Origin of the sequence: Primorskyibacter sp. S87 (assembly GCF_049801055.1) — a bacterium.
GTDB lineage: Bacteria > Pseudomonadota > Alphaproteobacteria > Rhodobacterales > Rhodobacteraceae > JBNAGF01.
Genome location: NZ_JBNAGF010000004.1, coordinates 130001 through 153890 on the forward strand (window position 1 = coordinate 130001; position 23890 = coordinate 153890).

23 protein-coding genes and 1 tRNA gene are annotated in these 23890 nt (G+C 56.3%); 10 read left to right on the forward strand and 14 right to left on the reverse strand.

The window, feature by feature from the left end; genetic code table 11:
• Positions 1 to 155 precede the first annotated feature (155 nt).
• The 3 genes from msrQ to ACP15U_RS08800 form a co-directional block, all read right to left on the reverse strand.
• The gene (msrQ, locus tag ACP15U_RS08790) at positions 156 to 752 is read right to left on the reverse strand and encodes a protein-methionine-sulfoxide reductase heme-binding subunit MsrQ (protein WP_425044772.1); all 597 of its coding nucleotides are present in this window, start codon (positions 750 to 752) and stop codon (positions 156 to 158) included.
• A gap of 4 nt (positions 753 to 756) precedes the next feature.
• On the reverse strand, positions 757 to 1656 hold the full coding sequence (gene msrP / locus ACP15U_RS08795) for a protein-methionine-sulfoxide reductase catalytic subunit MsrP (RefSeq protein ID WP_425044773.1): 900 nt from the start codon (positions 1654 to 1656) through the stop codon (positions 757 to 759).
• A gap of 70 nt (positions 1657 to 1726) precedes the next feature.
• On the reverse strand, positions 1727 to 3220 hold the full coding sequence (locus ACP15U_RS08800) for an FMN-binding glutamate synthase family protein (RefSeq protein WP_425044774.1): 1494 nt from the start codon (positions 3218 to 3220) through the stop codon (positions 1727 to 1729).
• 114 nt (positions 3221 to 3334) lie between these two features.
• Here ACP15U_RS08800 and ACP15U_RS08805 point away from each other — a divergent pair, with 114 nt between their 5' ends.
• Both ACP15U_RS08805 and ACP15U_RS08810 read left to right on the forward strand, forming a co-directional pair.
• Entirely contained in the window at positions 3335 to 3778 is a 444-nt protein-coding gene (locus ACP15U_RS08805; protein ID WP_425044775.1) for a DUF302 domain-containing protein, read from the forward strand.
• Between the two features lie 260 nt (positions 3779 to 4038).
• Entirely contained in the window at positions 4039 to 5448 is a 1410-nt protein-coding gene (locus ACP15U_RS08810) for a calcium-binding protein (RefSeq protein ID WP_425044776.1), read from the forward strand.
• Between the two features lie 72 nt (positions 5449 to 5520).
• Here the strand turns inward: ACP15U_RS08810 and clpB are convergent, their stop codons facing one another.
• Positions 5521 to 8139 (reverse strand): ATP-dependent chaperone ClpB, encoded by a 2619-nt coding sequence (gene clpB / locus ACP15U_RS08815; RefSeq protein ID WP_425044777.1) that lies wholly within the window; start codon positions 8137 to 8139, stop codon positions 5521 to 5523.
• 216 nt (positions 8140 to 8355) lie between these two features.
• On the opposite strand from clpB, the gene ACP15U_RS08820 reads away from it, so the two are divergent.
• Together ACP15U_RS08820 and pyrF are read left to right on the forward strand one after the other, a co-directional pair.
• Positions 8356 to 8616, forward strand: coding sequence for a hypothetical protein (locus tag ACP15U_RS08820; RefSeq protein ID WP_425044778.1), 261 nt, complete (start codon positions 8356 to 8358; stop codon positions 8614 to 8616).
• 125 nt (positions 8617 to 8741) lie between these two features.
• The gene (gene pyrF, locus ACP15U_RS08825) at positions 8742 to 9437 is read left to right on the forward strand and encodes an orotidine-5'-phosphate decarboxylase (RefSeq protein ID WP_425044779.1); all 696 of its coding nucleotides are present in this window, start codon (positions 8742 to 8744) and stop codon (positions 9435 to 9437) included.
• A gap of 240 nt (positions 9438 to 9677) precedes the next feature.
• Here the strand turns inward: pyrF and ACP15U_RS08830 are convergent, their stop codons facing one another.
• Entirely contained in the window at positions 9678 to 10097 is a 420-nt protein-coding gene (locus ACP15U_RS08830) for an NUDIX hydrolase (protein ID WP_425044780.1), read from the reverse strand.
• 97 nt (positions 10098 to 10194) lie between these two features.
• Here ACP15U_RS08830 and ACP15U_RS08835 point away from each other — a divergent pair, with 97 nt between their 5' ends.
• The gene (locus tag ACP15U_RS08835) at positions 10195 to 11448 is read left to right on the forward strand and encodes a DNA polymerase IV (RefSeq protein WP_425044781.1); all 1254 of its coding nucleotides are present in this window, start codon (positions 10195 to 10197) and stop codon (positions 11446 to 11448) included.
• 3 nt (positions 11449 to 11451) lie between these two features.
• Here ACP15U_RS08835 and ACP15U_RS08840 read toward each other — a convergent pair whose 3' ends face one another.
• A complete protein-coding gene (locus ACP15U_RS08840) occupies positions 11452 to 12312 on the reverse strand; it encodes an N-formylglutamate amidohydrolase (protein ID WP_425044782.1) in 861 nt (286 codons plus the stop codon).
• A 152-nt stretch (positions 12313 to 12464) separates the two neighbouring features.
• Between ACP15U_RS08840 and ACP15U_RS08845 the strand changes: the two genes are divergently transcribed.
• From ACP15U_RS08845 to ACP15U_RS08865, 5 genes are all read left to right on the forward strand, one after another.
• Positions 12465 to 12539: transfer RNA gene (locus ACP15U_RS08845), tRNA-Val, on the forward strand.
• Positions 12540 to 12627: 88 nt separating this feature from the next.
• A complete protein-coding gene (ykgO, locus tag ACP15U_RS08850) occupies positions 12628 to 12753 on the forward strand; it encodes a type B 50S ribosomal protein L36 (RefSeq protein WP_008755722.1) in 126 nt (41 codons plus the stop codon).
• A 194-nt stretch (positions 12754 to 12947) separates the two neighbouring features.
• A complete protein-coding gene (locus ACP15U_RS08855; protein WP_425044783.1) occupies positions 12948 to 13964 on the forward strand; it encodes an extracellular solute-binding protein in 1017 nt (338 codons plus the stop codon).
• Between the two features lie 119 nt (positions 13965 to 14083).
• Positions 14084 to 14638: a helix-turn-helix domain-containing protein gene (locus ACP15U_RS08860; protein WP_425044784.1), complete on the forward strand. Its 555-nt coding sequence runs from the start codon at positions 14084 to 14086 to the stop codon at positions 14636 to 14638.
• Positions 14635 to 15150, forward strand: a complete 516-nt coding sequence (locus ACP15U_RS08865; RefSeq protein ID WP_425044785.1) for an N-acetyltransferase family protein — start codon at positions 14635 to 14637, stop codon at positions 15148 to 15150. The genes ACP15U_RS08860 and ACP15U_RS08865 overlap by 4 nt, the downstream gene beginning before the upstream one ends.
• An 80-nt stretch (positions 15151 to 15230) precedes the next feature.
• On the opposite strand, the gene ACP15U_RS08870 is transcribed toward ACP15U_RS08865, so the two are convergent.
• The 8 genes from ACP15U_RS08870 to ACP15U_RS08905 form a co-directional block, all read right to left on the reverse strand.
• Positions 15231 to 16895, reverse strand: a complete 1665-nt coding sequence (locus ACP15U_RS08870; protein ID WP_425044786.1) for an ABC transporter permease — start codon at positions 16893 to 16895, stop codon at positions 15231 to 15233.
• Between the two features lie 173 nt (positions 16896 to 17068).
• Positions 17069 to 18292, reverse strand: a complete 1224-nt coding sequence (locus ACP15U_RS08875; RefSeq protein ID WP_425044787.1) for a phenylacetate--CoA ligase family protein — start codon at positions 18290 to 18292, stop codon at positions 17069 to 17071.
• An 18-nt stretch (positions 18293 to 18310) separates the two neighbouring features.
• Complete coding sequence (locus ACP15U_RS08880) at positions 18311 to 19144, reverse strand: ABC transporter ATP-binding protein (RefSeq protein WP_425044788.1); 834 nt, start codon at positions 19142 to 19144, stop codon at positions 18311 to 18313.
• Between the two features lie 123 nt (positions 19145 to 19267).
• A complete protein-coding gene (locus ACP15U_RS08885) occupies positions 19268 to 20551 on the reverse strand; it encodes an ABC transporter substrate-binding protein (RefSeq protein WP_425044789.1) in 1284 nt (427 codons plus the stop codon).
• A gap of 75 nt (positions 20552 to 20626) precedes the next feature.
• Positions 20627 to 21703 carry a branched-chain amino acid ABC transporter permease gene (locus ACP15U_RS08890; protein ID WP_425044790.1) on the reverse strand — a complete coding sequence of 359 codons (1077 nt, stop codon included), beginning with the start codon at positions 21701 to 21703 and terminating at the stop codon, positions 20627 to 20629.
• A 3-nt stretch (positions 21704 to 21706) separates the two neighbouring features.
• Complete coding sequence (locus ACP15U_RS08895; protein WP_425044791.1) at positions 21707 to 21964, reverse strand: hypothetical protein; 258 nt, start codon at positions 21962 to 21964, stop codon at positions 21707 to 21709.
• Between the two features lie 64 nt (positions 21965 to 22028).
• Positions 22029 to 23018, reverse strand: a complete 990-nt coding sequence (locus tag ACP15U_RS08900) for a branched-chain amino acid ABC transporter permease (protein ID WP_425044792.1) — start codon at positions 23016 to 23018, stop codon at positions 22029 to 22031.
• Positions 23019 to 23047: 29 nt separating this feature from the next.
• Positions 23048 to 23857: an ABC transporter ATP-binding protein gene (locus ACP15U_RS08905; protein WP_425044987.1), complete on the reverse strand. Its 810-nt coding sequence runs from the start codon at positions 23855 to 23857 to the stop codon at positions 23048 to 23050.
• Positions 23858 to 23890: the final 33 nt, after the last annotated feature.

The following is a 23890-nucleotide window of genomic DNA, read 5'->3' on the forward strand; positions in this document are numbered from 1 at the left end:
CAGAGGGAGCAGACAAGAAGACGTCCGGACGGAGCTTTTGAACGGGGCAGACCACACAATATTTAGATCCTCTTTTGGCGTTACCCACTAAAGCGGGTGGAATCGGCCCGCAAACTGCATGTCGAGTCGGGCGAATCCGACTTGGAATCGAGTCGCTACGCCGCTTGGATTCGGCGAGCCGGCACAACTCGCAAAAGCAGCAGACCGATTATCACGGTCAAATATAGGATCGGTTCGAGCTGAAAGCCTTTGACCAGCATGAAGTAGTGCAGCCCACCAAGAACGGCTGCCAAGTAGACGAGACGATGAAGTTGCCGCCACTTCGGGCCAAGCCGTCGCACTGATCGGTTGTTTGACGTCAATGCGAGCGGTGTCAGCAACACAAAGCCCAGCATGCCGATCGTGATGTATGGCCGTTTCAGAATATCTCCCCAGATCTGGTCTAGGATTTGAACATCCAGAACCAACCAGACCAGAAGGTGAAAACACAGATACACATATGTGACCACACCAATGCACCTGCGAAATCGGATCAGGTTCACTCCCGCCCACCGCCGTAGAGGGGTGATTGCCAATCCAAAGATCAGCATTTGAAGTGCAAGCTTGCCAAGTTCGTGCTCTAGCTTCTTGACCGGATCTATCCCAAGCCCTCCAGTCAGTGCCGCATGGATCAGGAAAATCGCAGGCGTCAGGGCCAGTGCATAGACGAGGCCGATCGGAATCTTTCGTATGTATGCGTTTACAAGATCCATTCCGCTAGATGAACTTTGAGAGATCCATGCCCTCATACAGAGGCGCCACTTCCTCCTCGTACCCATTGAACATCAGGGTTGGCTGGCGTCGGGCAAACAATCCTCCGCCGATCCGCCGTTCCGTCGCCTGGGACCAACGCGGGTGGTCGACATTGGGGTTCACGTTGCTGTAGAATCCGTACTCGTTGGGAATGGACATGTTCCAACTTGTTGGCGGCTCTTCTGACGTCAGCGAAATCCGGACAATCGATTTGATGGACTTGAAGCCATACTTCCAGGGAACCACCAATCTAATCGGAGCGCCGTTCTGGTTCGGAATAGGTTTGTCGTAGATGCCGGTCGCCATCAGTGTCAGCGGATGCCGGGCCTCGTCAAGGCGCAAACCTTCACGATAGGGCCAGTCCAAAACTGGATAGCGCGTGCCGGGCATTTCTTCCGGCCGATAGAGGGTTTCGAATGCGACGTATTTCGCCCCCTCCTGCACCCCTGCCAGATCCAATAGGTCTGCCAACTCGAACCCGTTCCATGGAATGACCATCGACCATGCCTCGACACAACGGAATCGATAGATCCGCTTTTCAATGGTCATCTTGGACATGATATCCTGAAGATCGTACTCGCCGGGATTGTTCACCATTCCGTCGATCTTCACCGACCACGGCTTTGTCGTCATCAGATGAGCGCGTGCCGCCGGATCTTCCTTGCCTGTGCCAAACTCATAGAAGTTGTTGTAACCGGTGATCTCATCCCAGTTGTTTGGCTCGAGCTCTTCGGCGCTGGCCTTGCCGGCGAACGAGGCGATCCCAACCCCGGCCAACCCGCCGATCACCTGACGCCGGTTCAGAAATGCGAATTCCGGGGTGACGTCAGTGTCAGTCAGATCGTTTTTCCAGCGTTGCGCCATTTTGGTCTCCGTTTTTTCTTTGTCTCGACTCAGATAGCCACCTGCGCATTAGGCGCCAATCCAACTCATCTCACATTTCAGAGACGGGATTGTAACTTGGCATTATCTCGTTCATCGGAATCGAGCGTCCATTTGACTGCATGATCCGCACATGACGGCGGCGCATCAAACGTGGTTCGGCAACACCCACTGAATGCGCTATGGTCTCGACTTCATGAATTATTGAATACGCATACCGGGCAACCCTGCCCTTTTTGCTATCGACCACCAGCCCCTTCTGAAACCTCGGATCATGGGTGGTTATCCCTGTGGGGCAGGTGTTTTTGTTGCACTTGAGGGCTTGGATACAACCCAAGGCAAACATGAAGCCCCGTGCTGACACGACGAAATCCGCCCCAGACGCCAATGCCCAAGCAATGTCGCCGGGATTGACCAGCTTACCGCTAGCGATCAGCCGAATACGATCCTTCAGGCCGCGCTGATCCCGCAGATTAGCCACCATCGGCAGCGCCTCCCGAACAGACATGCCCACCAAATCAATAAGTGGCATCGGAGCCGCCCCGGTTCCGCCCTCTCCGCCATCGATAGTAATAAAGTCTGGCGCATAGTCTTCACCGCGATGGACAACCGCATCAAGCAACTCTGCCATCACCACCTCGGACCCCACGACCGTTTTGATGCCGACAGGCTTTCCCGTGATCTCCCGCACATATGAGATCATGTCGAGCATGTCATCGAAGTTGTTGATTTCGGGATGCCTATTGGGTGAGAGGCTGTCCCGACCCTTTTCGATTCCACGGATGGCGGCGATCTGATCCGTAATCTTCTCGCCCGGAAGAATGCCGCCTTTACCCGGTTTTGCACCCTGGCTCATTTTGATCTCGAACATCCGAACGGAATCGTGAGCAGCCGCTGCCCTCAACTTTTCTTCGTCAATGCCGCCCTTGTCGCCTCGAATTCCGTATTTTGCGGTCCCAATCTGGAAGACAAGGTCACATCCACCTTCAAGATGAAAAGGGCTCAGCGCCCCTTCGCCGGTGTTCAACCAGATGCCCGCCTCTTTCGCTCCTTGGCTCAATGCCTGAACAGCAGGCTTTGAGATTGCCCCATAGCTCATGCCTGAGATGTTGAAGAAGGAGGGCGCCAGATAGGGCGTTCTCGCCGTCGGACCGATCAGCAGTGGTTCGGTCTTGGCAAACTGATCATCCAGTGGCGGGAAAGGCGCATTGACAAAGATTGGCGTACCCGGAACGTTCAGGTTTCGGGTGGATCCGAACGCCACTGTATTGCTCTTGCCGGACGCTGCGCGCCCGACCCAATCTCTCTGGGCGCGGTTGAATGGAAGTTCCTCGCGATCCATCGCAAAAAAATACTGACGGAAGAATTCACCCAACTCCGTGAACAGGCCCCGGAAACGGCCAATCACCGGGTAGTTGCGGCGGATCGCGTCTCCGGTCTGGAAGCGGTCCACGAAGAACAAGAATACTGCTGCCAGCGCAATCAGTCCGATGATACCGACAAAAATAAAGACCAGCGCCTCAAGCGCATTCACCGCGAATCCCATGCATACATTCCTATGTGTTTGATGTAGCGCAAGGTGCGCACAACCGCATCCATTCAGACTGAGCGGGATCCAGTTCGCTTGCAAGGCAAGCATGTTCACTTCAGGAGGAAGAAAATGAAACAGTTCTTGTTGGCCGGGATCTTGGCACTCGCGGCTCAGGCCGCCGTTGCGCAAGATGCAGTGACCTACTCAGTCGATCAAAGCTTCGACGATGTGGAGTTTGGATTGGAAAGCGCGATTGTCGACCGCGGGCTTGTTATCGACGCAGTAAGCCATGTCGGGGATATGCTCGAACGGACAAGGGCCGATGTCGGATCCGATGTCGTTCTGTTCAAAAAGGCGAATGTCTACAGTTTCTGCTCGGCAAGTCTGTCGCGGAAGGTGATGGAGATCGATCCGATGAATATTCAGTACTGCCCCTATGGCATCTTCATCGCCGAAATGCCGGATTCACCGGAAAAGGCAATCATTGGCTACAGGGTGATGCCCGACGGACCAATGAAAGAAGTTGAAGCCATGCTGGATGAAATCACCCGAGCTGCGATCGGGGAAGAATAAGTCAAAACCATGGCGGAGCCGCGCTCCGCCATGGCACTGCTCAAGTTGATTGTTGACCAATTTTTATGTGATAATCGCATTGGCGCGAATTGGCGTCATCCCGTAAACAATAAATGGGCGATTTGTCCGCTTTTTGCCACATTTCGGCAAAACAAATTGCACATTTCGGGACGGCGACGTCCAATTCCACCCAACCACAACAAGTTCATTTCTTGAGGCCGTTCTGCAGGCCGCGAACAATTATTCAGGGGAATTGACCGATGCCGATTATCACAACCGAAAACAATGACTCAATTACCGGAAACATGAACTCTGATACCGTCTCGCTTCTGGGCGGAGACGATTTCATGGACGCGCTCGGCGGATCTGACAATGTCAGCGGCGGCGCAGGTAACGACACCATCATCGGCAACTGCGGCGACGACATCGTCAACGGCGACGAAGGGAATGACTCGCTCAGCGGCGGAAACGGCGAAGACGCTGTTTATGGTGGCATTGGTGATGACACGCTGGACGGCGGCAACAATGACGACCTTCTCGACGGCGGCGAAGGCAATGATCATCTGGATGGTGGCAACGAAAACGACACGCTCAATGGCGGGCTTGGCGCTGATACCCTGATCGGTGGCAAGGGCGATGATTCCCTGATTGGTGGCGGAGGCGACGACCTGCTGATTGCCGGGCCCGGCAATGACATGCTCGAAGGTGGTGCCGGGGCCGATGTATTCGCAATCACCCAAGGGTCGGGTCACAATGTCATTGCCGATTTCACCGTCGGCGAAGACCGCATCGATGTTTCGGCTCTAGGAATCTCTGACATCTCGCAGATGTCGCTGGTTCAGAACAACGGCTTTGTCCGTATCAACCCGGGTTTCTCCAGCGGTATCGATCTCACCGGCCTGACCGTAGGCGAACTGAGCAATTCCGACTTCATTCTCGCGGCACCTCCACCACCCCCTTCTGGCACCGACGCCGGCGACAAACTGTATGGCACGGCGCTGGGAGACCTCATTGATGGCGGTCTCGGCTCGGATTCGATCCGCGGCGCCGATGGCGATGACACGATCATGGGCGGAAGCGGCCAGGACACGCTTTCGGGCGACGAAGGGAATGACAGCCTGGATGGCGGCTCTGGCAAGGACAAGCTTGTGGGCGGCAATGGAGACGATACCCTGATCGGCGGCGCGGACAACGACCTGCTCGATGGCGGTGAAGGCAACGACTCACTCAATGGCGGCAACTCCAACGACCGCCTCTACGGCAAGAACGGAAACGACCGCCTGATCGGCGACAACGGCAACGACAAGCTGTATGGCGGAGCAGGCAACGACTCGCTGGACGGCGGGGCAGGCAAGGACATTCTGGAAGGCGGCGCCGGCATCGACGAACTGGCCGGCGGCTGGGGTGACGACAGGCTAACCGGAGGATCCGAAACGGACTTCTTTGTTTTCGAGACCCGGATGCGCTCTGACACGATCACTGATTTTGAGAACGATATCGATCTGCTCGTCTTTAGCGGCTTCGGCTTCACCGATCTGAGCGATCTTACTCTGACGCAATCGGGCACGGACGCCGTCATCACGATGGCCATCGAAAGCAATGCACGGTTGACTCTGCTCGACACCGACATCTCTGCACTGGATATCGGTGACTTTCTGTTTGTTGGCTAACGCCCGACCGCAATCCCAGATGGAGAAGGCCCACCGAAATTTGGTGGGCCTTTTCGCTATTCTGAGAACTGATCAGTGAACGACTGCGTCATCCGGTCTGGGTCGATCGGATGTTCCCAGCCGATCCCCGATCAGCAAGCCATCGCTGCCGACCGACACTGGCACGGTATCTCCGTCCTTGATCTCACCCGACAGCAGAAATTCCGCCAATGGGTTTTGCAAAGCTCGTTGGATCACACGCTTGAGCGGGCGCGCCCCGAACACCGGATCATAGCCTTCGTCGGCCAGCCATTTACGGGCCTCGTCATCAAGTTCAAGCTGGATTTTGCGGCTGGCAAGACGCTTCTTGAGGCGGGCCAGCTGGATATCCACGATCCCATCCATGTCCGCCCGAGCCAAGCGATCAAAAATGATCGTCTCGTCCAGGCGGTTCAGGAATTCGGGCCGGAAATGCGCTCGCACCGCATCCATCACGTCGCGCCTTGCATCCGATGCATCTGCACCTTCGGGCAATTGGCTCAACGCCTGAGCGCCAAGGTTCGAGGTCAGCACAATCAAAGTTTGCTTGAAATCCACAGTGCGGCCCTGACCGTCGGTCAGCACTCCGTCATCAAGGACTTGCAAGAGCACATTGAAGACATCCGGATGCGCTTTCTCCACCTCGTCAAACAGGACGACCTGATACGGGCGACGACGCACAGCCTCGGTAAGGACACCGCCTTCGTCATACCCCACGTAACCCGGGGGCGCGCCGATTAGCCGGGCAACAGCATGCTTCTCCATGAATTCGGACATGTCGATACGAACCATCGCAGTGTCATCGTCAAAGAGAAAATCAGCCACGGCCTTGGTCAGCTCGGTTTTACCCACACCGGTCGGCCCAAGGAAAAGAAACGAACCCAGCGGCCGGTTTTCATCATTCAACCCGGCCCTGGCACGGCGAACAGCATTGGACACTGCAGTGACCGCCGCATTTTGGCCAATCACGCGGCGATGAAGCTCGTCTTCCATCCGAAGCAGCTTTTCGCGTTCACCTTCCAACATCTTGGACGTCGGTATACCGGTCCAGCGCTCAACAACGGCGGCAATCTGTTCCGGGCGCACGGCCTCTTCGACCATCAGACCGCTCTCTTCGCGGCTCTCAGCTTCGGACAGCATTTTTTCCAGTTCAGGAATGACGCCATAAGACAGCTCACCGGCCTTGGCCAGATTGCCTTCTCGCTTTGCGATCTCCAGATCGGCACGGGCTTTGTCGAGCTGCTCCTTCATATCACGGGCGCCCGCCAGCTTGTCACGCTCGGCTTGCCATTGCGCGGTCATCTCCGACGACTTCTCCTGCAATTCCGCAAGATCTTTCTGAAGCGTTTCCAGGCGATCCTTGGAGGCTGAATCATCCTCGAGTTTGAGTGCTTCTTCCTCAATCTGCATTTGCAGGATCTGGCGGTCCAGCTGATCGAGTTCTTCCGGTTTGGAATCCACCTCCATCCGCAAACGGCTTGCGGCCTCGTCGACCAGATCGATCGCTTTGTCCGGCAGGAACCGGTCAGTGATGTAGCGATGGCTCAGGGTTGCAGCCGACACCAAAGCGGAGTCAGAAATACGAACGCCGTGATGCAGTTCATATTTCTCTTTGATACCCCGAAGGATCGAAATCGTGTCTTCAACCGTGGGCTCGGAAATGAATACCGGCTGGAACCGCCGGGCCAAAGCAGCGTCCTTTTCGACATACTTCCGGTATTCGTCGAGGGTGGTCGCGCCGATACAATGCAATTCACCCCGCGCCAGTGCCGGCTTGATCAGGTTTGCAGCATCCATCGCGCCGTCAGATTTGCCTGCTCCGACCAGTGTGTGCATCTCGTCGATGAACAAGATGATTTCGCCTGCGGCCTCGGTCACTTCGGTCAGAACGGCCTTCAGACGCTCTTCAAACTCGCCCCGGTATTTCGCACCGGCAATCAGGGCACCCATGTCGAGAGCAAGAAGCTTCTTGTCACGCAACGACTCGGGCACATCGCCGTTGACGATCCGCAGCGCCATCCCTTCGGCGATTGCAGTCTTACCGACACCGGGCTCGCCGATGAGAACCGGATTGTTCTTCGTCCGACGGCTCAGCACCTGCATGGCTCGACGGATTTCGTCATCGCGACCGATGATCGGATCGATCTTACCTTCGCTGGCGGCTTCGGTCAGATCGCGCGCGTATTTCTTCAGCGCATCGTATCCTTCCTCAGCCGAAGCGGTATCTGCGGTACGACCCTTGCGGATGTCATTGATGGCTTCGTTCAGTTTCTGGGCGGATACGGCTCCGGCTTCCAGCGCCTCTCGGGCCTTGGATTTCACCATACACAGAGCCATCAGAACGCGCTCAACGGGTACGAAACTGTCACCGGCTTTCTCGGCTACCTTTTGTGCCTCGTCCAGCACCTTGGCGGTCTGGCCGTCCAGATACACCTGAGCAGCATCGCCGCTAACCTTAGGCTGCTTTGCAAGGGCAGCTTCGACCGCTTCGACCACCCGAGACGGGTTACCACCCGCGCGGGAAATCAGATTGCTTGCCAACCCCTGATCATCGTCCATCAATGCTTTGAGAATGTGTTCGGGGGCCAGTCTCTGATGCCCATCGCGCATCGCTATCGTCTGCGCCGCCTGCACGAAACCACGTGCACGCTCGGTGAACTTGTTCAAGTCCATGCCTGTCTCCTTTTCCAAGCGCCCAGAAGATTTAGCGCCCGCCCGGCGGCACGCTATTTGTTGGGCCTCGCATTCAATCTGGGAAATGTCTGTCAGGCTTCAAGAGGTTCGGCGACCTAAAACGAGGAAAGATCGAAGTTTCGGGATATTTCCACAGCCTCGCCACAATTTCTTACCGGCTTTCGGGCCATGTTGAAGAAAATGCCGGAGGCAACCATGCTTGTTACAGATATCGAGATTACACACTACACCTATTGCGCTCAGACCGGGCGTCATAGCGCCAATGTGTGCATGACACTTCGCGACCAGATCGTGACCATGTTTTGCCGACTGGATCTGGGGCTAAACGGAGATGCGCAGGGTCGGGCAAGGGCCTTTGTCGCGGACGCGTTGCGCCAGCTGAACCGAATGCCCGAAATACGCTCTGGTAGAGATACAGTTAACCTTGCTGAAGATCTGGTACCGGCACTTGCATAACATTTGACCTCTTAGTTCGAGGCGGTCGAAATCAATGCCTGGGCCCACTGAGTCACCTGGCTCTTTTCTTGTCGCACGATGATCATTAGAAGGCTGCAAGTTTGCCAACCCAGGAGACCTGCACCATGTCCAAAGAACGTCTGATCGTTGCCCTTGATGTTCCCAACGCCCTGCAAGGTCTGCAATTGGCAGAACAGCTTGGCGATACGGTGTCATTCTACAAGATTGGCCTGGGTATGTTGACCGGTGGCGGATTGGCACTGGCCAATGAACTGAAACAGGAACACGGCAAACGCATCTTTCTGGACATGAAATTGTTCGACATTGGCGCCACGGTCGAAGCCGCCGTGCGGGGACTCGCCCAGTTTGATCTGGACTTCCTCACCGTGCATGGTGATCCACATGTGGTTCGCGCGGCCAAGGAAGGTGCCGCTGGAAAGGACCTAAAAATCCTCGGTGTCACCATTCTGACTTCGCTCGACCGCAGCGATCTGGATGCCAGCCTAATAAAATCGGGCGATGTGCAATCATTGGTTCTTGAGCGTGCGGCACGCGCGTTTGAAGCAGGCGCCGACGGTGTGATCGCATCCCCCCAAGAGGCCGCTCAAATCCGCGGCCTCCCCGAAGCCAATGGTCGTCTGATCGTGACACCTGGCGTTCGGCCTTCTGGGGCTGCGTTGGGTGACCAGAAACGTGTTGCAACACCTGCACAGGCCATTGCCGACGGGGCGGATCACATCGTGGTCGGTCGTCCGATTTGGCAGGCCACTAGCCCCAGGGATGCCGCACTGAACATCCTACAGGAGCTTACCGGCGTCTGATCAGCACCAGATCCAGTCTGAACTGTTCTGATCCGGATGTGCCCGGAAAGGCACAAACCGGACTCCTGTTTTCTGGCGGGCTTCCCACAATGGGTGCGATCGGTGATCCTGTCCCAAAGACACTCCCCAAGCGAACTTTCTCTTCCTGTAGTTCGCTACCTGCCCCCCGCCCAATTCGCGGGGGGGTTTTCCGTGAAGACCCCCATCTTGCGACGCTCAGGGCAATGCTCCAAACCGGAATCAACGCGCAGACGGAAACTCTTGCCGATCCATGTAGTTGCGCAGCTGCTCAGCAAAATGCGGAACAGCCAGCGGGTGATCGCAGTAGACACCCGGCGGCATCAATCGCCATTGCTGTCCCTCATCGCCCAATTGAACGTCGGCTATTGCACCTCGAGGAAGATGCGCGGCGAAGAACCAAACCGTTCCTCGGGGTCTCAAGTAGCTGACAGACCATACCAGATCGGCTTGCGAAAGCTGTAATCCCACTTCTTCTTGCGTTTCTCTCAGCACACATGTTTCGGGTGTTTCACTGCCCTCACGACCACCGCCTGGTAAATCCCAATGTCCGGGGTAAGGAATGTCGGGAAGGTCGTCCCGTTCTATGACCAACAGATTAGGACCCAAAAAAAGAGCCAGCTTGGCGCCGGAAAAGGACATTTGGCCTAACAACCCGAAAAGAAAATGAAGCAGTCAATTTGCACAGCACATCGTGTCAGAATTTTGTAGAACAGCAAGAGTAAACCAAGAGTATCCGATGTCTTCGCTTTGCCGTGACTGTCTTAACATCCAAACTGCCGGATCCCGATGTACGGAATGCGGTAGCCCACGGGTTCTGTCGCACCCTGAGTTATTTTCGCTCAGGATCGCGCACATGGATTGCGACGCGTTCTACGCCTCGGTGGAGAAAAGGGACAACCCGGAACTGGAGGACAAACCAGTCATTATTGGCGGTGGAAAACGCGGCGTTGTTTCAACTGCCTGTTATGTGGCCCGTATCCGCGGAGTTCGCAGCGCGATGCCAATGTTTCAGGCACTCAAACTGTGTCCTGATGCCGTGGTCATCAAACCTCGCATGTCAGTCTATGCGGCAGTATCCAAGCAGATCCGCGCAATGATGGACGAGCTGACGCCCTCTGTCGAACCGCTGTCGCTCGACGAGGCCTTTCTGGACCTGACTGGCACCGAACGTTTGCATGGTGCGCCGCCAGCCGTGATGCTGGCTCAATTGGTCCGCCGAATGAAAGACGAACTTGGCCTGACGGGCTCGATCGGCCTGAGCCACAACAAGTTTTTGGCGAAAGTGGCCTCGGATCTCGACAAACCGCGCGGGTTTTCGATTATCGGCAAAGCGGAGACCTCTGAGTTTCTTCACGACAAACCGGTGCGCCTGATCTGGGGGATCGGGCCGGCAGCCCAGGCATCGCTGGACCGCGCCGGAATTCGGACTTTTTCAGATCTGCTCCGCTGGGAAAAAGAAGCGCTAGTCGCCAGATTCGGCGGAATGGGTGAAAGGTTGTGGTATCTTGCCCGCGGACAAGACCACCGAAGGGTTTCGGCACACGAGCCGATGAAGTCGATTTCGAATGAAACGACCTTTTTCGAAGACACCAATGATCCGGGCATACTGGACGGCCATCTCTGGCGCATGGCCGAAAAGGTTTCGGACCGCGCCAAAGCCAAGGGGTTGGCTGGTCGTGTCGTCACTTTGAAGCTCAAGCAGTCGGACCATAAAACACTGACCCGTCGGCAGTCACTTCGCGATGCGACCCAGATGGCGGACACAATCTATCGCACCGCGCGAGCCTTGTTCGACCAGGTCGGGGACAAAGGCCCGTATCGTCTGTTGGGGTGCGGGATCAGCAATCTCTGCCCCGAAGACGATGCCGACAAATCAGGTGATCTGCTCGACCCGGGCGCGGATCAACGCTCACAGGCAGAACGCGCTTCGGACGAAATACGAAAACGGTTTGGATCCGAGGCAATCTTGAAAGGCCGGGCGCTACGCTAAGTGCTACTCCGCCGCCATTTGAGTCTGGTCATAGCCGATCGCCGCAATCCGGGAGATCACGGTGTTCAGCGTTTCACGAAAGGCGTCAAACCCGGGACTCGGTCGAACCTGACGTTCATCCATGTACAACGACCGGTCAATCTCGATCTGAATTGCATGTTGGTTGCGGGAGGGCCGGCCATAGGCCTGCGTTATGTATGCCCCGGCAAAAGGCGAATTACGGGAAACCACGAAACCGGCGGACAGAAACAGCTCTTCAATGTGATCAACGATATCGCGCGCTGCCGCTGCTCCGAAACGATCCCCCAGCACGATTTCAGGTCGTCTTTTCATTCCGCGTGAAACCCCGTCGATTGCCTCATGTGGCATCGAATGGCAGTCGATGAGTATGGCCTGCCCAAAAATCTCACGAGACTCATGCAGCAAGTCCTGCAGCTTGCGATGATAGGGATGCCAGTACCGGTCCAGCCTGTGCTTGGCCTCAGCCATGGGTAGCTTGCCGCGATAGATCGGTCGCCCGTTGGCTACGACGCGCGGAATGACCCCTAACCCGGAGGCAACCCGCGGATTGTGCCCGTTGCGCCGTGCGCCTTCGACCAGAGCCGGGTCCAGTTCGTCACACGCCCGATTCAGGTCCAGATAAGCCCGTGGCGCGCCGGCCTTGAGAAACGGCGATCCATAGGCAGGCGCTGCGTCGAACAGCAGATCGACAAAGGCATCCTCCGAAGACCGAATCAACTTAGGGTCAAGGATCGTTGATCGAACGAAGTCCTCGGGGTAGTCGCTGCTGCTGTGCGGAGACGCAAAAACCACCGATGACAGGCGTTTTTTTGGTTCTGTAAGATAGTATGCGGCCTGTGGCATCGGATCTCCTTCTCAAAAAGGAGCATAGCCCGGAATTATCTCGTATCAAAAGCCCTTGAACCCCAGCGCGACTCCTTTTATAGACCCCGCTACCGGCGCGGTCTTCCGCGCCCCATTTCTTTGATGGGGCAGGGATTGTCGGCGGTATTCATGGGCGATTAGCTCAGCGGTAGAGCACTTCGTTGACATCGAAGGGGTCACAAGTTCGAACCTTGTATCGCCCACCATGAATTCACTGTCCTGGTTTCGGATACGAAACCTCGGCACCCGCAACAAGAAGGCGCTGGCCCGCGCCACAGGAACAGGAGAAGGACCATGAAGGTCAAGAACTCGCTCCGCTCGCTCAAGAACCGGCATCGTGATTGCCGGATTGTGCGTCGCAAAGGCCGCGTCTATGTGATCAACAAGACGCAGCGCAAGTTCAAAGCTCGTCAGGGCTAAGAACAAAGACTGTTTTCATTCGAAGAGGCCGCGCTTTCAGTGCGGCCTTTTTCTTTGTCCTCGCGAGAGATCCCTCGAGCTCTTTCCCGCGACCATTATTCCGAGTGTTTCTGTCGGTTTATTCTTGCGGATATCCCGCAATGCTTTATCTGATCTTTTCAGTCAGAAATTGATTCTCAAGAAGGAAACGGGTCATGCTGAAAGCCTCAAACTCTATTGCTGCCGCCGTGACGGCGCTGATCGCAACCTCTGCCGCGGCAGAGGGAGAACTAAACCTCTATTCCTCGCGCCACTATGACACTGACGAACGGCTCTATACGGATTTCGAAGAAGCGACCGGTATCAAAATCAACCGCATCGAAGGCAAAGCCGACGAGCTCATCGCCCGGATGCAGGCCGAAGGTGCCAACTCCCCGGCAGATATACTTTTGACCGTTGACACGTCACGTCTGGCACGCGCAAAAGATGCTGGCATCCTGCAGCCTGTCGATAGCACCATTCTGGAAGAGCGTATCCCGGCCAATCTTCAGGATACCGACAACCAGTGGTTCGGATACTCCCAACGCGGGCGCATCATCTTCTATGACAAGAACGACGTCGCCGAGCCCCCGATGAACTACGCCGATCTGGCCGACCCAAAGTACAAAGGTCTGGTTTGCATTCGGTCCTCAAGCAACACCTACAACCAGACCCTTCTGGCCTCTATCGTCACCCACGCTGGCGCAGACGCTGCCAAAGCATGGGCCGAAGGTGTGGTAGCCAACATGGCGCGCGATCCACAGGGTGGTGACACCGACCAGTTGCGCGGGATCGTTTCTGGCGAATGTGATATCTCTGTATCCAACACCTATTACTTCGCCCGTTCCATCCGCAAGGATGTCAAAGGATTGTCCGCGGACCGCGACATGATCGGCTGGGTGTTCCCCGATCAGGGCGGCAACGGCGCGCATATGAACCTGTCGGGCGGTGGCTTGGCTGCACATGCGCCGAACAAGGACAATGCGATCAAGTTCCTTGAGTATCTGGCCAGCGATCAGGCCCAGCTATACTTCTCGGCAGGCAATGACGAGTTCCCTGCCGTAACTGGCGTAGAGTTGGCCGATCCGGTCAAAGCCCTGGGTGAATTCAGGGCAGATGACGTCAATCTGGCTGACGTTGCCAAGAACATTCCCGAAGCTCAGAAGATCTTCAACGAAGTCGGCTGGAAGTAATCGGCCAACAAAACGAACATGTTCAGGGCGCAAGATTGATCTTGCGCCCTTTTCTTGTTTTCGAAACCACCCATTTGTGCCAAAAAGTCGTATCTGAGAATTTTTCCCGGATTCGTGAAATGCCTGGCGATCTGACGAAACGCCTGTCCCACCACCTGAAGGGCCTTCGAAGTTCACGCGGCTGGTCTCTTGATCAACTCGCCGAATTAAGTGGGATCAGCAGGGCATCGCTTTCCCGATTGGAACATGGAGAAGTCAGTCCCACGGCAGAAACGCTTGGCCAGCTTTGCGCCGCCTACGATCTTTCTGTGTCCCGGCTTCTCATTGCGGTTGAGGAAAGCTTCGCCGCCAAGGTCTCCTATGACCAACAGCCTGTTTGGACGGATCCGTTGTCTGGCTTTGCCCGGCGATCCGTGTCCCCAATGGCACCGGGTTTGACTTGCGAGGTTCTGGAGTGTCATCTGCAACCCGGAACCCGCATCACATATGAGTCACCTCCCAGACAGGGTCAGGAGCACCATCTAATACTGCGGGAAGGCGCATTAACCCTCACAATTAGCCGATTGTCCTACAGCCTCACCGTCGGAGACAGCCTGCGATACCACCTTTCGGGACCGAGCAGCTTTGAGACCAGTGACGATCAGGGTGCACGCTATCTGTTGGTGCTGGCATGATTGTGCGCGAGTCGACTTCCTCTCTACCCGACAGGCTTGAGGATCTGACAGAAATTTTGCATGCCTGTGTGCATGCCGGAGCCAGCGTCGGCTTTGTCCTTCCCTTCGATCAGGCAGATGCACGCCGCTATTGGCAGGACCGCGTGTTTCCCGTGATAACCCCTGAACGAAACGAACTCTTTTCAGCAAGGCAGAACGGGCGGGTTGTCGGCACGGTGACACTGGGCATGGACATGATGCCCAATCAACCGCATCGCGCGGACGTGGCCAAACTACTGGTTCATCCAGAAGCGCGTCGTCAGGGGCTCGGCCGAGCCTTGATGACGGTTCTGGAAGAAAGGGCACAGGCCCTGGGAAAGGAACTTCTGGTGCTGGATACGCGCAGTTTCGACCCTTCGCTTAGTCTCTATCTCAGCCTCGGGTTCAAGATTGCAGGCGAGATTCCGGACTATTGCCGCAATCCTTTTGATGAACGTCTTGAACCCACCACTTACATGTTCAAGCGGCTCTGATCTGGCGCAACCGTGTCATACTGGTGGATGCAGTTCTGATTGAAGAAACGGCAGGATCCGCTCGTGAACCGGATCAAAAGCTACCTGCGCCCCACCTGCCGGCAAATCAGTATGACCGGAAGCAATCCGACTGCGACGATAACCAACGACGGAACGGCAGCACCTTCCAACCGTTCATCCGATGCAAGGCGATAGGCTTGAACTGCGAGGGTATCGAAATTGAACGGTCGCATAATGAGAGTCGCCGGCAACTCCTTCATCACGTCCACAAAGACAATCAGAAGAGCCGTCAGCAAGCTCGGGGTCAGCAACGGCAGGTGCACTTTGCGCAATGTGCCCAGCGGCGTTTGCCCCAGTGATCGTGCGGCATGGTCCATATTGGAATGAACGGTGCTTTGCCCGCCCTCATAGGCACTGAGTGCTGCAGCAAGAAACCGAACCATATAGGCCGCAACCAGTAGCCAAATGGAACCAGTGACCAGAAGCCCGGTCGATATGCCGAAATGCTCGCGCATCCAGGAGTCCAGCATGTTGTCGAAATTTGCAAACGGAACGATCAGACCCACGGCAATCACACCACCCGGAACCGCATAACCAAGCCGCGCCAGATAGGCTGCGGTTGCGCTCGCGCGGCCGGGGTGCTGGCGTTGAAAAAACCCAACGCAAATTGCGGCTCCGACCGTTATCAAAGCGGCTGTTCCGGCCAGCAGAATTGAGTTTCGCACGAAACCCAGATAGCGGCTGGAGACGATGTTCTGTTCCGAGTTCATACCCATGTCGAACAGAATTACCGATGGCAGAGCGAAGCCCAGAACAACCGGAATTGCGCAAAGCACAAATGCTCCCGCCGCCTTCAGTCCGGTCAGCTCGATTGGCGGCAAACCCGATTGCTTCTTTCCGGATTGGTAGTAGCGGGCCTTTCCTCTCTGCGTCCGCTCAAGCATCGCCAGCATCAGGGCAAAACCCAGCAAACATAAGGCAAGCTGCGCTGCAGCCGCACGATCCGCCATTGAGAACCAGCTTGTGTAGATGCCGGTGGCAAAGGTCGGAACCCCGAAATAGGACACGGTTCCAAAATCCGCGATTGTCTCCATGATTGCCAGCAAGACACCGCCTGCAATAGCCGGTCGTGCCATAGGCAATGACACCCGCCAGAAGGCACCCCAAGGGTTTTCCCCCAGAGCCCGCGCCGCCAGAAAAGCCGAAGCGCTTTGTTGCAAGAAGGCGGCCCGCGCAAGCAAGTAGACGTAGGGGTACAGCACAAGAATCAACATGACTGCGGCTCCACCAAGAGATCGGATCTCGGGAAACCAGTAGTCCCGCGGCCCCCATCCTGTCACCTGGCGCAGAGTGGTTTGCACAACACCGGGGTGATCAAGGATAAAGGTGTATGCGTAGGCCAGCACATAAGCCGGGATCGCCAAAGGCAGAACAAGCGTAACTTCGAGGATCCGCGCACCTGGAAACCGGGTCATTGTCACCAGCCAAGCGGCACCAACACCCAAGCAGAAGGTACCAATTGCCACGATGACCACCAGTGCCAGCGTCGTCAGTGCATAACTGGGCAGAACCGTTTCCATCAGATGAGCAATGGTTTCCGTTCCACCGGTAACTGCAGCCAAAACGACGGCAAGCATCGGAAGCAGGCACGCCGCAGCAATCGCATAGGCCAGTACTCCCAGTATACGAGTGCTCGTCGTTTTATGCCGGCGCGAGCCGTGTTCTGCGTATTCTACTTCGGCCATCAAATCCGCGTTCGCCACTATCGATGCTATGCGTCAAACTTAGATCGACCATTTCTGTCGGAAATGCCAGTGCGAAATCAGCCGCGATATGCCTCCGGCGACCCCAAAAAATGGTTAAGGCGGCCATTTTGGCCGCCCTATCAGTATTTCGGTCTGCAGCCAGGTGGCGCTGATCAGTCGTAGCTACGCTGATCCTCGATCACCAGGCCATCCTTGGGCAGTGAGCCCGGCGCAACAACCTCGACAGCACCTTTCAGTTTCAGCACCTCGATTACCGATTTCGCGAACTGGTTGTCGTCACCGCCATCGGCTTCGATCTGAACCGTCATCGCATCCATTTCACCCTGCCGGGTGGCAATCACACGCGCCTTGACGATTTCTCTGTGCTTCTCGACCAGTTGGGCAACCTGTTCGGGGCGAACGAACATGCCCTTGATTTTGGTTGTCTGATCTGCACGGCCCATCCAGCCCTTTATGCGCATATTGGTGCGCCCACAAGGAGACTGGCCGGGCATGACCGCCGAGAGATCACCCGTGGCAAAACGGATCAGTGGATAGTCCGGATTGAGCGACGTCACCACAACTTCGCCGACTTCGCCGGGCGAAACGGGCACTCCGGTTCCGGGCGTAACGATCTCAACTATGACATGCTCGTCAATGATCATTCCTTCCATTGCCAGGCTTTCATAGGCAATGTTACCAAGATCCGCAGTCGCATAGCTTTGCAGACAGGTGATACCACGGTCTGCATATTCCTGCCGCAGGGACGGGAATAGTGCACCGCCCCCGACGGCGGCCTTAGCAATGCTCAACCGCACACCCATCTCGTCGGCCTTGTCCAGAATGACCTTCAGATAGTCCGGAGTGCCCGCATAGGCGGTGCAACCCACGTCGCGAGCAGCAGTTACCTGCAACTCTGTCTGACCGGTTCCAGCCGGCAGAACGGCCGCCCCGACCGCCCGGGCTCCACTTTCAAAAATCATGCCGGCCGGTGTCAAATGATACCCAAAGCAGTTTTGTACAATGTCATCCGTCCCAATACCAACGGCATGCAGGAACCGCCCCATACGCCACCAGTCATGCTCGGCGCCGCCCGGTTCGTAGATCGGGCCGGGCGACTGAAATATATGTGCAAACCCTGTGGCGGGTTTAGTGGTGAAACCGCCAAAAGGAGAATGCTCAGCCTGAGCCCGACTCAGCTCCGACTTGCGCAGGACCGGGAGACCAGCCAAAGCCTCGGCGCTGGTGATCGTTTTGGGGTCCACGCCATTGAGAATTCCCTTGAAACCAGCCACCCCTTGGGCGCGGGCAATTTGCTGGGGCAACTGCAAGGCAAAATCCGCCGCCCGTTCATCTGCAGAGCGGGTCTCCAGCGCATCGAAATGAGTTGTCGTCATAATGTGACCCTCTCCTTCTCACAGCCACCGTTTGCGGCGGCGGTAGGAACGCACATCGCGGAAGCTCTTGCGGCCCTCTTCGCTCATACCAAGGTAGAACTCCTTAACATCCGGGTTTTCCCGCAGATCCGCAGCAGGGCCGTCCATCACCACGCGGCCAGACTCGAGAATGTATCCGTAATGAGCAAATCGAAGCGCAACGTTGGTGTTCTGTTCGGCAAGAAGGAAGCTCACTCCTTCCTTTTCATTCAGATCCTTGACGATGTTAAAGATTTCTTCGACCAGCTGCGGGGCGAGACCCATCGAAGGCTCATCCAGCAGGATCGTTTCAGGACGGCTCATCAGGGCACGCCCCATGGCGACCATCTGTTGCTCACCGCCTGACGTGTACCCGGCCTGCGACTTGCGGCGCTCTTTGAGGCGCGGGAAGTAGTTGTAGACCATCTCGAGGTCGTGCTGGATACCGGCGCCGCCATCGGTTCGCGTATACGCGCCGGTAAGCAGGTTCTCTTCAACGGTCAGGTGTTCGAAACAATGCCGGCCCTCCATCACTTGGATCACGCCGGTGCGCACCAGATCTGCCGGATCGGAATGGTGAATGTCAGTGCCCCGATACTTGATCGTGCCTTTGGTGACTTCTCCACGCTCGGAATGCAGCAGGTTCGAAATCGCCTTGAGGGTGGTCGTCTTGCCAGCGCCATTACCGCCAAGCAGGGCGGTGATCCCACCCTTGGGCACCGAGAGGCTGACGCCTTTGAGCACAAGGATCACGTGGTTGTAGATCACCTCGATATTGTTGACCTCAAGCAGGGTGTCGACCTGCTGATCTGTGGTGTTGGCTGCATCCAGCATTAGTGCGTTTCCTCTAGCAGGTAAGTAGGATCACCCACCCGATTGGGGTTTTGTGGTGCGGCGAACGGAGGCCGCCGCACCCTTCTTGTTCAATCTTCGGCAATTCAGGCCGAATTTGGCTGATCAGTTGCAGCGTGCTTCAATTTTGTTTTCAGCTGCATATGCGTTGGAATCTTCCTCAACCAGCGCACCAATGACTTCGGCATCCGTTGCTTTGAAGTCGGAGACCAGCGACCAGGTTTTGCTGGCTGCGTCCCACTGTGCGACGCCAACCAGACCGGATCCACCGTGATTTTCACAGGACACCTGGAAGCTGGGTCCAAAGTTCGGCATGCCAAGTGCGGACATACGCTCTTCGGTGATGTTCAGCTGCTCCATAGCGTCGCGGACCATTCCGGCCGTTACGTCACCGGTGCCATTGGCCGCCTGCGCGTCCTTGATGGCTTCGGCTGCAAGCATCGCCGCATACAGACCACGGTTGTAGAGAACGGTTCCGACATTGTCGCCCGCGCCCGAGGCCATGCCCTTGTCGACAACATGAGTGCGAATGTCGTCGAACACCGGGAAGTCGCTGCCGACCGCATGGAAGGTGATAGCCTTATAGCCGTTTGCGGCATCGCCAGCGGGCAGAACGTCATGTTCGGCACCCGACCACCACACACCGATGAAGTTTTCCATCGGGAAACGGATGTTCGCGGCTTCCTGAACCGCCACCTGGTTCATCACACCCCAGCCCCAGATCGCAACATAGTCAGGACGGTCACGGCGGATTTGCAGCCACTGGGACTTCTGTTCCTGACCCGGATGATCAACAGCCAGGGCCGTCAGTTCAAAGCCGTGCTTCTTGGCCAGTTCTTCGAGGGTACGGATCGGCTCCTTGCCAAAGGACGAGTTGTGGTAGACCAGAGCCAGTTTCTTGCCCTTGATGTCGTTGTCGTTGATTTCAAGCAGGTAGTTCACCAGACCCGACGCGCCATCCCAATAGTTCGCGGGATAGTTAAAGACGTGACTGAAAACTTTGCCGTTGGCGGCAGAGGTCCGGCCATAGCCCATCGTGTGAATCGGAATATCATCCACGGTCGCTTTTGGGATGATCTGATAGGTAATACCGGTCGACAGCGGTTGATAGATCAGTGCGCCTTCGCCCTTGGTCGACTCGTAGCATTCAACACCCTTTTCAGTGTTGTAGCCCGTTTCGCATTCAATCACTTTAACCGGAACGCCACCAATACCACCATCGCGCTCGTTCAACAGTTTGAAGTAATCTTCATAGCCGTCAGCGAATGGAATACCGCCAGCCGCATAGGGACCGGTGCGATAGCTTAGCGAGGGGATAACAAGCTCGGCCAAAGCCGGGCCTGCGGCCAGTATGGCGCCCAGCGCCAGCGTGGTGAGTTTCATTTTCATCGGGTCAATTCCTCCCTTGATGTAATCCGATGGTGAACGGGGCTCCTCCACCCCGCGATTGATTGCCTGCCCCGCTTAGTGCGGGAAAGGCCAGAGCCTCAGCTTTTCCTTGGCCACGCGCCAGAGCTGTGCCAGCCCATGCGGTTCCAAGATCAAGAAAACGATGATCAGCGCCCCTACGATGACAAGTTGCAGGTGCGCCACGATATCCGTGGGCCAACCCAGAAGATCCACGCCAACGACTTTCAGGACAACCGGAAGCAAGACAAGAAAGGCTGCGCCGGCAAACGATCCGAAGATTGAGCCAAGACCGCCAATAATAACCATGAACAGGACAAGGAAAGACTTCTGGATGCCAAAAGCTTCTCCGACTTCAACTGCCCCCAGATAGATCGCGAAGAACAACGCGCCCGATACACCGACAAAGAATGAGCTGACCGCAAAGGCCGTCATTTTCGCCTTCAGCGGGTCCACCCCGATGATCTCGGCCGCGATGTCCATGTCCCGGATTGCCATCCATGTCCGCCCCATGGTGCCCCGGGTCAGATTGCGCGCGATCAGCGCGCAGACTGTCAGGAAGATCAGGCAGAACAGATAGGTTGCCCATGCCGGCGCGCTGGGACCGGTGATGATGATTCCGAACACGTCACGTTCCGGCGCATTGATCTGGCCCGATGCCGAGTAGTTGTAGAACCACGGCACCTTGTTGAAGAGCCACACCAGAAAGAACTGCGCGGCAAGAGTTGCCACGGCAAGATAGAACCCCTTGATCCGCAGCGACGGCAACCCGAACAGCACACCGACAATGGCTGTTATGCCTCCTGCCAGAAGCACATGGATGAACATCGAAACGTCGGGAAAGGCAGTCATCAACTTGTAGCAGGAATAGGCGCCCACGGCCATGAACCCTCCTGTGCCAAGGCTGACCTGGCCGCAATATCCCGTCAGGATGTTAAGCCCGATCGCGGCGATGGCATAGATCAGGAAAGGCAGAAGAATCGCATTCGCCCAGTAATCGTTGATAATGAACGGGACGATCCCGAACGCCACAATCATCACAAAGTAATAGCGGTAGCGATCAAACCTGATCGGAAAGGTCTGGCTGTCCTGCTGGTAGGAGACTTTGAAGTCCCCGGCTTCACGGTAGAACATTAGTTACAGGCCCCCTTCAGAATGCGCACGGTCCCGCGCTGCCGCATCGAGTTGATTTGTCTTTTTCGCATAGCCGCTCTCCTCCGCAGCCCGGACCAGTCGCAGATAGGCGACCACTCCCAGAATGAACCCGCCGAATGCCAACAAGCTCGCGATAACCAGTTGCCGGTCCGTCAGCCCGTCAGAGGTGAAGGCGATGTAGCCAAAGGCCCAGAACCCCGACCAGGCAATCACGTTCACGATGGCAATCAACTTGTTCATTCGTTTTTGCTTCTCCGTGGCTCTCGGCCTGTCGGTTTCCGCCACTCCAGCAGCGGTCAAGATATTACACACGCTCGATAATCTTTTCGCCGAACAGCCCCTGCGGACGGAACACGAGGAAGATCAGTGCCAGCATGTAGGCAAACCAGTTTTCGGTTGCGCCACCCAGGAAGGGTGCGCCGATAGCAAACTCAAAGAGCTTCTCGCCGACACCGATGATAAGCCCGCCGACGATCGCTCCCGGGATCGAGGTAAACCCGCCCAGCATCAACACCGGCAATGCCTTCAGGGCAATCAGCGACAGAGAGAATTGAACACCCGACTTGGTGCCCCACATGATACCTGCAACCAGTGCCACAAACCCGGCAACCGACCAGACCATGACCCAGATGAAGTTCAGCGAGATGCCGACTGACAAGGCCGCCTGATGGTCGTCCGCCACAGCCCGCATGGCCCGTCCCTGCTTGGTATACTGGCTGAAGGCCACAAGCGCGATCACCAGAAGCGCCGCGATAACGGTTGCTACGATGTCCAGATTATCGATGAAGAACCCGTAGCCGAAAATGTTGAGCGTTGCTTCATCGATCCAGATGTTGATCCCCTGGGGGAGTCCGACGTCCAGCTTCTTGATCTCCGAACCCCACATCAGGTCCGATACGCCTTCGAGGAAATAGGCCAGTCCGATCGTGGCCATGAACAGGATGATTGGCTCCTGCCCGACCAGATGGCGCATAACGAACTGCTGCACACACCAGGCCAGCAACACCATCACAACAACGGTCAGGAGAATTGCGAGAAATGCCGGAACGTGCCAACCGAAATGGTGGATATGCGTGCCAAGGATCGCATTGATCAGGTGGCTGAACGGCACCTGCCCTTCCATGATCCCAACCAATGTCATGGCTGCAAACAATGCCATGACACCCTGCGCATAGTTGAAGATACCGGATGCTTTGTAGATGAGGACGAACCCCAGAGCCACCAGCGCATAGAGTACCCCGGCCATCAGGCCGTTCAGGGTGACCTCCATAGCGAAAATCAACTGATCAGGCATGCTTGCCTCCCCTCATGTCTGTCAGGTGGTCAGTCATGGCTCACCCCCAGATAGGCGTCGATGACTTCCTGGTTGCTGCGCACCTCGTCAGGGGTGCCGTCACCAATCTTTTTGCCGTAATCCATTACGACCACGCGGTCGGACAGATCCATCACGACGCCCATGTCGTGTTCGATCAGGGCGATGGTGGTTCCGAATTCATCGTTCACATCGAGGATAAATCGGCTCATGTCCTCTTTTTCCTCGACGTTCATCCCGGCCATTGGTTCATCAAGCAGCAGCAGCTTTGGCTCCGCTGCCAGAGCCCGTGCCAGTTCCACCCGCTTCTTCAGGCCGTAAGGCAGGCGCGCCACCGGTGTTTTCCGGATATGCTGGATCTCGAGAAAGTCGATGACCCGTTCCACAACTTCCCGGTTCTCCGTCTCCTCAGCCTCAGCCTTTCCCTTCCAGAGTGCCTGCTGGAATATATTTGTTTTCATATAGTTGAGGCGCCCGGTCATGACATTGTCGAGAACGCTCATACCCTCGAACAACGCGATGTTCTGGAATGTCCGGGCAATGCCCTGCCGCGCAACTTCATAGGGTCGCATAGGCGGCCGCTTGGCACCGTGGAACCAGACTTCGCCCTCCTGCGGTACATAAAAGCCGGATATCACGTTCAACATCGAGGACTTGCCCGCCCCGTTTGGTCCGATGATTGCCCGGATCTCGCCTTCGCGAATGTCGAAAGAGATGTCCTTGATCGCGACGACCCCACCAAAGCGCAGGGTGATATTTTTCATTTCCATCACGACGCCGCCAATTTTGCGGCCGTCGTCTGTGATGTATCCTTCGTCCATGTCTTTCACGAAACCAGCCCCTTCTTCTGGCTG